Here is an 11,749-nt window from a genome sequence, read left to right as displayed (position 1 = left end):
TTTGCATTCTTAGCTTTGCGCTCGTTACAAACCTAAGGTTTGGCCCTTGTTCACGCTGCCCGCGGTGTTGCGTGCAGGGTTTTGCCAGATAAAGTCACTGTATTGCGAGCCACTGCCGCTTAGTTGCAGTGAGTTGTTGGCTGAGGTGCCTGAGGTTTCTTCTACGCCAATAGCTTCGGACGTTAAACCTGCAGCAGCGCCAGCCGAAGCCACAAAAGTGCCTTCATAGCTAATAAACTGCACCACTTGGCCTTGTGCGTCAACGAGCGCTAAGCCGTCTGGTGAACCATTTTGCAAACCGCCAAAGTCAAACGCTAAGGTACCAAAGCCATTTTGTTGGTTGGCAATAACGCCTGTGAGGTTAATGCTTGCATAAACCCCGCCGTCGGCACCGTTGTAGCCTTGAATAGACCAGCCCGTTAGGTCACTTCCGGCAGTACCTGCAACTTCAACAAACTCATTGCGGTCGCCGCCTTTGTTGTCGTAATGCAACTCGTTAATCCACACCACTGGCGCTGCTGGTGGGGCCGTTACTGACAACACAACGGTCATGGTGTCCGTGGCATTGGCGTTATCAGTAACGGTTAGAGTCACTGAGTAGTCACCGGCTGCGGCATAACTGTGGTTTACGTTAACGCCATTGGCTGCGTTACCATCGCCAAAGTCCCAGCTATAACTGACAACACTGCCGTCGGTGTCGCTACTTGCTGAAGCATCAAACGCGCAATCTAAGTTATTGCAGCTAGTTGAGAACGAGGCCATCGGCGCTTCGTTTACTGGCTCTAAGCTAACAAAACTTTGGCCACTATTTAATTGGCCTGGGCTGCCAGCCTGCGGGCCCTGCCAGCTGAAGTCGCTGTATTGACTGCCCGAGCCGGCTAATTGCAATGAATGCCCGACTGGCGTTGAGGTGGTTTCACTAACGCCAATGTCTTGTGAGGTCATGCCGCTTGCAGGGCCGTCAGTGGCAGTCATGGTGCCTTCGTAGCTGATAAACTGCACCACAGTGCCTTGTGCGTCAATCAGTGCCACGCCATCTGGTGAGCCATTTTGCAGGCCACTCATGGCCACGCTAACCGCGCCAAAACCGTTGCTTTGGTTGGCAATAACGCCGCTTAAGTTGCCGGTTGCATATGCTGTGCCGCCGTTACCGTTGTAGGCAATAATCTGCCAACCGCTTAGGTCTGTACCTGCGCTGCCGGCTACTTCAATAAATTCGCCGGTGTCGGTACCGTCGTTGTCATAGTGCAATTCGTTAATCCACACTTGGCCACTGCCGGTTGAGCCTTGGTTTGGCGTGGCGTTTACTTCGCTGCTAAATACCGACTCGTTGCCCGAGGCATCTACCGCAGTCACCACATAGAAGTAATTGCTGCCGCCGGTCACGTTGTAATCGTCAAACGCTGCTGCGGTAATCAAGCTGGTGTTCAAGCGGGTATAGTTGCTGCCTGAAATATCGCTGCGATAAACGTAGTAGCCAGCTAAGTCGCTTTCACTGCCTTGGTTCCACGCCAGTGACACAATGCCAGTACCTGGCGTTGCACTGAGGTAGCTAGGTGCTGCTGGGGCTGTGGTATCGCCCGAGCCGCCGCCACCACCGTTACAGATGTTCTCGAACACGCACGCCACGTATTCGGGGTTATCAATAAACGGGTTACGGTTGCCTTGGAACGAATACACAACGTCGTTACGACGGCGCTCCATGTCGTCTACAGGGTCTTCTTGGTGCCATTGCAGCAACACCGACTTCAACCCCATGTAAGCGACCGAAATGTTTGCGCCTTGGTTGGACTGCGCAATTAAGTTGCGATCATCGGTCAAGATCAAGTCGGGTTCACTATGGCCCGTTACTGCATGGGTGCCCCCTTCGTAGCGCACAGCCATGTACATTAACGCACGCGCTACGTCGCCACGACGGCCAGACCAGGTTTCCCAACTACCCGTATCAAACGAACCATCGGTCCAGTTTGATTGGCTCGAACTGCCGCCACGGCCGTTATTAAATTCGGTTGGTTTTTCGGTACAAGCAGAGGTGCAATTGGCGTAAGGTTTATTACTGCGGCTGGAGTTATAACTACTATCGGAAATAAATAAGTGGTGGGCGTCGGTATAGGCATAATTGCTGCTGCCGTCATTTGGAAAACCATATGATTTTGGCCAACTATGCTCCCGGTTATATAAGGTATTGCCGCCGCCAACTTTTCCGTAACTGGCATTTTTATAAATGTCGATAACGTTGTTGGGGTTATCCGGGTCTTGGTCTGCCGCTTCCAAAATATCCCATGTATCGGTACTACTAGAGGTATATGGGAAGCGCTGATGGTCATCAATTATTTCATGCAATGACTGCTGCAAAGTTTGTGCATTCGTCGCATCAACGTTGTTGTAATAACCAGCGGGTGGTGCTGCCGAAACAGCAAAAGAAAATGATAATAAAGAAAAACTAGATACCGCAATTAGGCCTTTCTTGAAAAGGCTTTTATTGGTGTGGGCGCTCATCGATTTACCTTTTATATTTTTTAATATTATTGGTGTATACATCGAGTGTTTTCAGCCTGAATTGATCGCATTTTAATCAAATCGCGACATAAACGAGCGTATTTAACCATGCTTTTATGAATTTCGCATGACAAAAGTTATAGTTTTACAATCTTATCGCACCCAGAGTGCTTTTTATCCATTGAATAATCGTGTCTTTTTCCAAAATATAAAAAGTAATCGTGGCTATGTTTATCAGTACCGCTAAATAAAACACCACCCGAAACGATGTTTTACGCGTTTTATGACGAAATTGCTGTTGCGCTATTAAGGCCCCTGGCCAACCACCCATTAATGCTAAAAATTGCAGCCAATCTTCTGGCGTTCTGCGTTTATTGTTAAGTGCCGCTTTTTTATCGAGAGCATAAAAAACATAAGCAATTACGCTGACAAATGTGAAGATCAACCACAGCTGAACGGGTAAATAGCCGAGCAAACCGAGATAGGCGATAACTGCAATATAGGCGACGGCAATGGTTAGAATGGGTAATAGAGCAAAGCTGAGCTTGGTATGCACATAGTCAATGTCTATAGCGCGATGTTTATTGTCTGCTTGGCGTTGCTCCATAAAGGTAACATGGTCACCGATAGCAGGTTGGCGGCGCCGATTTGAAAAAGCTGTAATATGCGCAAAAAATTGCTGCTGATTGTTTGCAGATTGAATAAAGCCATAGCCTTTGTCAGCATTCCAACTAATCACGGTTCCATTTCTGCGCAGCATCTTAAATTAGTCCTTTTGTGAATTAGTTGGAATTTAACCAACCGCGAAAATTCGCGCAAGAATAATTACCGAACCAGAATTAGAAAACCTAAACAAAGACTCTGCTATACTGACGCCTTATTTTTAACAAGCGATTTATCATCATGTCTGAAGCCACGCCTGCAGTAACGTCATTTAAAGATTTGCCACTGCCACAATTACTATTAACCAGCGTTAAAGACGCCGGATTCACCCAAACAACGCCAGTACAGGCCTTAAGTTTGCCTATTATTTTGCGTGGCGATGACGTGGTGGTGCAGGCAGAAACTGGCTCGGGCAAAACCGCAGCGTTTGCGCTTGGAATTTTAGCCAAACTTGATACCAACCATTTTTCACCGCAGGCATTGGTGTTATGCCCTACCCGCGAACTGGCCGAGCAAGTTGCTGAAACTATTCGTGGATTAGCCAAAACCATGGGCAACGTCAAAGTTCTGACGCTTTGCGGCGGCGTACCGGCGCGCAGTCAAATTGCTTCGCTTGAGCACGGTGCGCATGTATTGGTGGGTACGCCTGGCCGCGTGCTTGATCACTTAAGTCAACAGCGCCTCGATTTTTCAAAACTGAACACTTTGGTTCTTGATGAAGCTGACCGCATGCTGGAAATGGGCTTTCAAGACGATATGAAAGCGATTATCGCCAAAACGCCGAACACACGACAAAACATGCTGTTTAGCGCAACTTATCCGTCGGGCATAGCGCGATTAACCAAGCAGGTCACGCCGCAGGCTGAGCACATTAAAGTGGCCTCCACGCAGACGAAAGCGAAAATTGTGCAGCGCTTCTATGATTTAGCCGACACCTTTGCTGCCTATGCCGTACAGCAATTACTATTAGACTTGCAGCCGGCCAATGCCATGGTGTTTTGTAATACCAAAGCCGAAGCGCAAACCATTGCCGACAAATTAGCTGCCAAGGGTTTTAGTGCATTGGCGCTACATGGTGATTTAGAACAAAAAGATCGCGATCAAACCATGATCCAGTTCAGCCACGGTAGCACGCGCGTATTAGTGGCCACCGACGTTGCCGCCCGCGGCCTTGATATTGCCGAGCTTGATTTAGTGATTAGCGTGAATATGGCCCATGACCTTGATACCCACACCCATCGTATTGGGCGTACCGGGCGTGCAGGCGCTGAAGGGCTTGCAGTAACCTTGATTGGCCCGCAAGACGATTACAAAATGCGTTTGCTGGAAGACGACATGGCAGCGCCGATTAAATTGCAGCCATTACCAGAGCCGCCAAACGCAGCGAAACCATTAAAAAGCGATTTAGTCACCTTGCAAATAAGTGGCGGTAAAAAGGACAAACTGCGTCCAGGCGACATTGTTGGCGCATTAACGCGCGACAATAAACTCACTATGGCTGATATTGGTAAAATAAAAGTGCAAAATCAGTGGTCGTTCGTCACGGTAAATAACACCAGCGCTAAACATGCGTTGTCGCTTATCAATAACGACAAAATAAAAGGCAAACGATTTCGCGCTAGGGCCCTTTAAATTATTTTTTCAAGCGACGTAGTTCATGCATCACGCGGTTGTGGTTGGTTTGCATGAATATCCAAAGCTTTGTTGCTACTTGCGCAATAAAACTGACAATAAAACAAACGCCCCAATAAAGTTGCTGGTCTGCTGCTACGGTAAAGAATTTATAACCGCAAAAAATAAGCAGGCCGGCAAATATAAATGCCAATAAATAGCCCAAGCTAATTAGCCAACCCAAGCCCGATGAAAAACCGCTTTTTAAGTAGCCGAAAAGACCCTGTTCACTGTTATTCATAACCTATGCCCCACTGATATTGGCTAATCCGCCACTATTGGCTGCCAATGTTATGACTATAGCTCAATTATTCTGCGGCACGGCACCCAAATGGCGTCTTGTTGCCGAATATCACCAAAAATATCAATGTCAGTGTCAGCTAAACTTGCCACCCAGGCGGCACTGTAGGCATCCACTTGGTCATGCGTACCTCCAGCGCTAATCTGTTTTAACGCTTTCCACTCTTCTTGCGTGAGCGGCCACCCCGTCTGCTTCGCGAGTGCTTGCAATTGCAACAGCGGCACGCCTTTGCCACTCTTGTGTGGCGCGTTAGGAATTAACAGGCGAATATTGGCTTGCGGAAATACTTCACGAACGGGTGCTATGGTGGCCATCTCACGAGCAATCTCAATGCCCGCCAACATCCACAATTGCATGGCATGTGGCATGCGTTGTAGCTCACCACCGGTAGCCAAATGCTGCCGTGCTTTAGCCTTAATAGCCTCAAACTCAGTGGCTGAGGGAGTTTTGTAGCAGCTAATGCCGGCCTGGTTTAAAGCCCGTTCAGCAATTCGGTAATCAAGGGCTTCAGCGCGCGGGCGCAGCGGCGAATCAACGCCGATGCACGTTGGCTGCACCCCAAAATGATCACACACTTCTAGCACATAGTCGCGCACCGCTTTGGCGTAATCGAGGTTTCGCTGGTGCTCAATCACATACCGATTACCATGCCCATAAGGCGCTTTCATCGGTAAATGCCGTGCCGGCAACGGCACCAGTCGCCCTTTGCGCTTCACCGCAAACACAATGGGGATGCGCTTTTTCAGCGCACAGGAAACATCAACCCCAATAAATACTTGCTCCGCCATGGTTAGCGATTGACCTGCTCTGACTCAATTCCGATGACCTTACTTTCAGCAAATCGGACGGTTAGATAATACTCCCCACCAATGTCACCAACCGCAACATATGACCAAGATTCCACGGTTTGTCCTCCATGACCAAAGCCATCATTCACACCAAGCGACTCAGTACTCGTCAGTTCAGGCTGTCCTAAATGGTTCATCACCTCAATTTTCGACATGCCACAGCGAATGAGCTCGCCGCCACTAATGCGAAACGCACATTTATTCGCTAAAGCTGAAAAGCTGATAAAAAATAAGCTAAAAGCAATCAACCAATGTTTCATCTGCAAGCTCCTTCTTGTGTGAGTAAAGTTGAAATAATACGCTGCTAATCTCGTAATTTCCCATCGAAGCAATTGATCTATGCTAGATGTAATCTAGCGACAAATACCGTAGGTCACAAGGTGAACATATATTGATGCATGTGCTCAATTTTACACTTACGTTCGTATTGACGTACGTTCGCAATAGCGTACACTTTAGTCAATTTAGGAATTAATAAAAGGTGTACTATGTCTAATATCTCCGTGACCGAAGCCCGCGGTAACCTATATCGTCTTATTGATGAAACGGCGGAATCGCACCAGCCCATTATCATTTCTGGTAAACGAAATAATGCAGTATTGCTGTCCGAGCAAGACTGGAACGCTATTCAAGAGACTTTGTACTTGTTATCTATTCCAGGTATGCGCGAGTCTATTCGACAAGGTATGGAAACGAATACAAAAGACTGTGACAAGGAGCTTAACTGGTGACATGGACGTTGGTTTATACCAAGCAATCACAAAAAGACGCGAAAAAGTTAGCAGCTTGCGGCCTAAAACAACGAGCGTTGGAATTACTTCATGTCATTGCAGAAAATCCATTTAAAATTCCGCCGCCGTTTGAAAAACTTGTTGGTGACTTAGCCGGCACTTATTCGCGACGAATTAACATTCAACACCGCTTGGTTTATCAAGTAGTTGAGAGCGAACAAACAGTTAAAATACTGCGATTATGGAGCCACTACGAATGAAAACCATCGGTGTTATTGGCGGTATGAGCTGGGAATCCACGCAAACCTATTACCGGCTAATTAATCAGAAAGTACGTGAGCAACTCGGTGGTTTGCACTCAGCCAAGCTCATTCTATACAGCGTTGATTTTGCCGAAATCGAACCATTGCAGCATGCCGGCGACTGGGACGGTACCGCCGAAATTCTCACCGAAGCAGCGCAAGCTCTTGAAACCGCAGGGGCTGACTTTATTGTTTTAGCCACCAACACCATGCACAAAGTAGCGCCAGAAATTGAGTTGGCCGTGAACATTCCATTGCTGCACATTGCCGATGCCACGGCAGAGGCCTTGCAGGCCGATGGCATCACAACCGTTGCCCTACTCGGCACCAAGTTCACCATGGAACAAGACTTCTATCGGCAGCGCCTAGAAGATCACGGCATTTGCGTGGTTGTGCCGAGCTCAGCACAGCGCAACCGTGTACACGAGATTATTTTTAACGAATTGTGTCTTGGAAAAATAGAAGCAAATTCGAAAGCAGATTACTTAGAGATTATACAAGAAATGGCCGAATTCGGCGCCGAAGGAGTTGTTTTAGGCTGCACTGAAATTAGCTTACTCATAAACCAATTGGACACCACCATAAAACTCTACGACACCACCGAAATTCACGCCGCGAGAGCCGTCGCTTCCGCCCTAAAATAAAAAAGGCCGCCCAAGGGCGACCTTTCCGATCGTTCGTTTTCACTCTTCCGAATAACGAACAACGAATAACGAATAACGCTCTTCGTATTTACAGCTTGTTAGCGTTTTTAGACAGGTAATCAGCAACGCCTTTCGGATCAGCCTTCATACCTTCGTCGCCTTCTTTCCAGCCAGCTGGGCATACGTCGCCGTGCTTCTGGTGGAAGTTCAACGCGTCAACCAAACGAATCATTTCGTCAATGTTACGACCTAATGGTAAGTCGTTCACGATTTGGTGACGTACAACGCCGTCTTCGTCGATTAAGAACGACGCACGGAAAGCAACGCCAGCTTCTGGGTGCTCAACGTCGTAAGCACGGCAGATAGAGTGCTTCACGTCTGCAACCAATGGATATTTCACTTCACCGATGCCGCCGTCAGCTTCGGCAGTGTTACGCCATGCGTTGTGCGTGAATTGTGAGTCGATAGACACACCAATCACTTCAACGCCGCGCTTTTTGAATTCTTCTAAACGGTGATCAAATGCGATCAACTCAGAAGGACATACGAAAGTGAAGTCGAGTGGGTAGAAAAAGATAACTGCTTTTTTACCTTTGATTTGCTCGAACAAGTTGAAGTTTTCAACAATTTCACCGTTGCCTAATACTGCAGCAGCAGTAAAGTTAGGAGCCTTACGACCTACTAATACACCCATGGTTTATCTCCATTTTATTGTGTGTTTAAACGAAAATTACTCAGCTTCTGGCGCCGGATGACGCGCAGCCACTTCATTAATTAATTCTTGTAACTCACCCTTTTGGAACATTTCCAAAATAATGTCACAGCCGCCGACTAACTCGCCTTCTACCCATAACTGCGGGAACGTTGGCCAGTCTGCATATTTAGGCAGCTCAGCACGAATTTCAGGGTTTTGCAGAATATCGACATACGCAAAGGCTTGGCCACAGCTCATTAGGGCTTGTGAAGCTTGCGAAGAGAAGCCGCAACTTGGCAACTTCGGAGAACCTTTCATGTATAACAGAATCGGGTTTTCTGCGATCTGCTGCTTAATCTTTTCAACAGTTTCCATGATTACCTCAGGTATTAAGCGTTTCAAACGGCGCACAGTTTATCACATGTCCATGACACTTTCAGTACGCCAAATCGCCACAAACAAGTTATACTTTTGGGTAAAGTTAACCCTTGAAATAAACTTTTGTGCCACAATTTAACTATATAGTGACAGCAAGTTTTGAATTCAATGGTAAAATGCCAAGAATTTAAAACCACAACAAACATTCATTTCTCAACAACAACGGAGAGTCGACATGGCATTTGAATTACCAGCATTGCCTTACGAGAAAAATGCACTTGAGCCACATATCTCAGCTGAAACCATTGAATACCACTATGGTAAGCATCACCAAACTTACGTGACCAAGCTGAACGATGCGGTAAAAGGCACCGATATGGAAGGCAAGTCACTCGAAGACATCATCAAGACTTCTAAAGGCGGCGTATTTAACAACGCAGCGCAAGTATGGAACCACACGTTCTACTGGAACTGCCTAAGCCCAAATGGCGGCGGCGCACCAACGGGCGCAGTAGCGGACGCTATTAATGCAGCGTTCGGTTCATTCGACAAGTTCAAAGAAGAATTCAGCGCGCAAGCCGCTGGTAACTTCGGTTCAGGTTGGACTTGGCTGGTGAAAAAAGCTGACGGTTCAGTAGCTATCGTGAACACCAGCAACGCTGAAACCCCATTAACTGACTCGTCAGTTACCCCTATCCTAACCGTTGACGTTTGGGAGCACGCTTATTACATCGATTATCGTAATGCGCGCCCGAACTACTTAAACGCATTCTGGAACCTAGTAAACTGGGATTTCGTAGAGAAAAACTTTGCTTAATCAATAAGTCAGTTATTCAAAAGCCCGCTTCACGCGGGCTTTTTTATGTCGATTAATCGGTCGTCTTTGCGCCGCGGTATTCCAACAATTTCAACAACGCCGGTTTATTATTTTCTTTTGCTAAGTCAGCAATAGATTTGCCGCCATTGTTTATATTAAAAACCGACGCACCGTGCTCAATAAGCAGCTCAGCGAACTCAATAATTAACTCGTCATGTTGATAATTATCGTTCGCTAAAAACATCAAAGGTGTCCAACCGGTTGATGAACGTGGCTGTGGGTCTACTCCGGCATCAAGTAATACTTTTGCCGTTTTTATATCGCCTTTATCTACCGCATATGACAATGCCGACCATCCTTCATTGTCGACCACATGAAGATCCGAGTTTTGCGCTAATAATAACTCCGTCACACTGTCACGACGTTGCCAAATACTCAATTGCAGGGCCGTAATACCTTTATCCGACTGCACATCTATATTCACGCCGGCATCTAATAATAGTTTCGCTATGGCGGCTATATTGGTCTCATCGGCTGTATTAATGCGATTGCCCGTTTGGTGTAGCGTTGTCCAATGACTAACCGATAGCGCATTTGGATCTGCACCCAGTTCTAGCAGCATTTTGCTGCTTTCAACAAAGCCCATTTGCACCGCATGGTGCAGTGCAGTCCATTGATTCACATCACGGGCTTCAATATCGGCACCCTGCTCTACCAATGCTTTAATAGTGGCTGGAAAATTCTTATTGGTTGCCATATGCAAAGCAGTGAACCCTGTCTTCGCATCTAAACGCGCGTCAATGTCACTATGTGCGGCTAATAACGGAATAAATTTGGGCTTCGACGACAAGGCGGCATAAATCAATGGCGTGCGACCGTACTTATCGCGCTTATTCAGGTCAAACCCAACCTTCGCAAACACATCAATACAGTCGTAACACGACGAAATTATAGCAAGGTGAGAAAGCAAAGGCGCCGACTCAAGATGGCCAAAGTTGATATACCAATAGAATTTTTTTGCTTGGAGCAACTGCTCTAATTCGTCTGTTTTATGTAAATAAACCGCGTGCATGGCTGCGGCCATGTCTTTATCACCAAACTTGAAGTCATAATTGTCGGGTAAAACAGGCCCTGCATAGACAGGTTTATCAGATGATGTTGACTGACAACCCGCTAAACTTAGCAACAAGACAATGGTTATTAATTTTATACAGAGGATTAATTTTGAGGGGGTCATTAAGATTCACCAATTTTTTTTATTATTGTCTAGTGAATCTTAACCGAATTACGAATGCCGTGGCCAGTTAGCTAACTTCTCGTAGCTGCTTTTATCTAATATCCAATATCTAATAGCTAATATCGCTTTTGCTCTTTTAACTTATCGCTTTTGCTCTTATTCCACTAAATTATCGGGAATATCGCCGCGCATGCTGTGCCAAATACGACCCGACTGGTAACCGTATTCACGAACTAACATCACCGCATCGTCACGACGCGAATCAGCAGCCATTTCTTTGAGATCTGCATAGTATTTACGCGCTAACTTGCGTGCATCGTCGTTGGAGAAATAAAAGTTACCAATACGCGAATACAAGCCTTTGAAACCATTCAGTACCAACACATAAATAGGGTTACCTGACGCCTGCGCCAAATCATGGTTTAAACGGTAATCGTATTGGCTGAACGCCTCTGCCGTGTCGTCTAAACCTTCTGCCTCTTGCAGTAATTCAGCCACCTTTTCTGGTGCATTACGCACCGCTTGGCGAATATAAATGGCACTAATATTGGTGCGTGCTGATAGCAGTTGGTCAACCAGCTCTGGCATACCGTCTTCGTCAAGGCGCGCCAAAGTTTCAAGAATATTTAACCCTGAAGTTTCCCAGAAGTTATTCACGCGAGTTGGCTTGCCATGTTGAATGGTCAACCACCCGTCGCGCGCTAAACGCTGCAATACTTCACGTAAAGTGGTACGCGTAACACCTATCAATTCAGATAGCTCGCGCTCAGCTGGCAAAATAGTGCCAGGCGCAAAATGCCCGTTCCAGATTGACTTTACAATGTATTCCTCGGCAAAACCCGCTGGACTTTGTGCCTTGATGATCATGAAATGGCCTGTGTTTTGAATAACGTTGCCTATAATAGGTTGCTATTTGTTATATTTACAAGACCTTCAATTCTAGCAGTGTTTGCAATGGTCGGAC

General features: G+C 46.7%; 14 protein-coding genes. 5 read left to right on the top strand and 9 right to left on the bottom strand.

The window, feature by feature from the left end; translation table 11 throughout:
* Positions 1-24: 24 nt before the first annotated feature.
* Positions 25-2,499: an endonuclease gene (locus BM334_RS03920; protein ID WP_092838139.1), complete on the bottom strand. Its 2,475-nt coding sequence runs from the start codon at positions 2,497-2,499 to the stop codon at positions 25-27.
* Positions 2,500-2,644: 145 nt separating this feature from the next.
* Positions 2,645-3,259: a DUF1294 domain-containing protein gene (locus tag BM334_RS03915; protein ID WP_092838135.1), complete on the bottom strand. Its 615-nt coding sequence runs from the start codon at positions 3,257-3,259 to the stop codon at positions 2,645-2,647.
* Positions 3,260-3,402: 143 nt separating this feature from the next.
* On the opposite strand from BM334_RS03915, the gene dbpA reads away from it, so the two are divergent.
* Positions 3,403-4,794 (top strand): ATP-dependent RNA helicase DbpA, encoded by a 1,392-nt coding sequence (gene dbpA, locus BM334_RS03910; RefSeq protein ID WP_092838132.1) that lies wholly within the window; start codon positions 3,403-3,405, stop codon positions 4,792-4,794.
* Position 4,795: 1 nt separating this feature from the next.
* Here the strand turns inward: dbpA and BM334_RS03905 are convergent, their stop codons facing one another.
* From BM334_RS03905 to BM334_RS03895, 3 genes are read right to left on the bottom strand one after another with little or no spacing between them, the layout of a single operon-like run.
* Positions 4,796-5,074 carry a DUF6768 family protein gene (locus BM334_RS03905; RefSeq protein ID WP_092838129.1) on the bottom strand — a complete coding sequence of 93 codons (279 nt, stop codon included), beginning with the start codon at positions 5,072-5,074 and terminating at the stop codon, positions 4,796-4,798.
* Positions 5,075-5,130: 56 nt separating this feature from the next.
* Entirely contained in the window at positions 5,131-5,922 is a 792-nt protein-coding gene (locus tag BM334_RS03900; protein ID WP_092838126.1) for a DUF429 domain-containing protein, read from the bottom strand.
* 2 nt (positions 5,923-5,924) lie between these two features.
* Complete coding sequence (locus tag BM334_RS03895) at positions 5,925-6,242, bottom strand: DUF2845 domain-containing protein (RefSeq protein ID WP_092838123.1); 318 nt, start codon at positions 6,240-6,242, stop codon at positions 5,925-5,927.
* 228 nt (positions 6,243-6,470) lie between these two features.
* On the opposite strand from BM334_RS03895, the gene BM334_RS03890 reads away from it, so the two are divergent.
* From BM334_RS03890 to BM334_RS03880, 3 genes are read left to right on the top strand one after another with little or no spacing between them, the layout of a single operon-like run.
* Positions 6,471-6,713, top strand: a complete 243-nt coding sequence (locus BM334_RS03890; RefSeq protein ID WP_092838119.1) for a type II toxin-antitoxin system Phd/YefM family antitoxin — start codon at positions 6,471-6,473, stop codon at positions 6,711-6,713.
* Positions 6,710-6,973, top strand: coding sequence for a Txe/YoeB family addiction module toxin (locus tag BM334_RS03885; RefSeq protein WP_092838116.1), 264 nt, complete (start codon positions 6,710-6,712; stop codon positions 6,971-6,973). Before BM334_RS03890 ends, BM334_RS03885 begins: the two co-directional genes overlap by 4 nt.
* Positions 6,970-7,659 carry an aspartate/glutamate racemase family protein gene (locus BM334_RS03880; RefSeq protein ID WP_092838113.1) on the top strand — a complete coding sequence of 230 codons (690 nt, stop codon included), beginning with the start codon at positions 6,970-6,972 and terminating at the stop codon, positions 7,657-7,659. Before BM334_RS03885 ends, BM334_RS03880 begins: the two co-directional genes overlap by 4 nt.
* Positions 7,660-7,747: 88 nt before the next feature.
* On the opposite strand, the gene BM334_RS03875 is transcribed toward BM334_RS03880, so the two are convergent.
* Both BM334_RS03875 and BM334_RS03870 read right to left on the bottom strand, forming a co-directional pair.
* Positions 7,748-8,353: a peroxiredoxin gene (locus tag BM334_RS03875; protein ID WP_092838110.1), complete on the bottom strand. Its 606-nt coding sequence runs from the start codon at positions 8,351-8,353 to the stop codon at positions 7,748-7,750.
* Positions 8,354-8,389: 36 nt separating this feature from the next.
* Positions 8,390-8,728, bottom strand: a complete 339-nt coding sequence (locus tag BM334_RS03870) for a Grx4 family monothiol glutaredoxin (RefSeq protein ID WP_092838107.1) — start codon at positions 8,726-8,728, stop codon at positions 8,390-8,392.
* A 238-nt stretch (positions 8,729-8,966) separates the two neighbouring features.
* Here BM334_RS03870 and sodB point away from each other — a divergent pair, with 238 nt between their 5' ends.
* Positions 8,967-9,548 carry a superoxide dismutase [Fe] gene (sodB, locus tag BM334_RS03865; protein ID WP_092838104.1) on the top strand — a complete coding sequence of 194 codons (582 nt, stop codon included), beginning with the start codon at positions 8,967-8,969 and terminating at the stop codon, positions 9,546-9,548.
* 52 nt (positions 9,549-9,600) lie between these two features.
* Here the strand turns inward: sodB and BM334_RS03860 are convergent, their stop codons facing one another.
* Entirely contained in the window at positions 9,601-10,785 is a 1,185-nt protein-coding gene (locus BM334_RS03860; protein ID WP_092838101.1) for an ankyrin repeat domain-containing protein, read from the bottom strand.
* Between the two features lie 156 nt (positions 10,786-10,941).
* Positions 10,942-11,652, bottom strand: a complete 711-nt coding sequence (gene fadR, locus BM334_RS03855) for a fatty acid metabolism transcriptional regulator FadR (protein WP_092838098.1) — start codon at positions 11,650-11,652, stop codon at positions 10,942-10,944.
* Positions 11,653-11,749: the final 97 nt, after the last annotated feature.

This window comes from Pseudidiomarina donghaiensis (assembly GCF_900116895.1).
Lineage (GTDB): Bacteria > Pseudomonadota > Gammaproteobacteria > Enterobacterales > Alteromonadaceae > Pseudidiomarina > Pseudidiomarina donghaiensis.
This window is presented reverse-complemented; position numbering and strand designations above follow the sequence as displayed.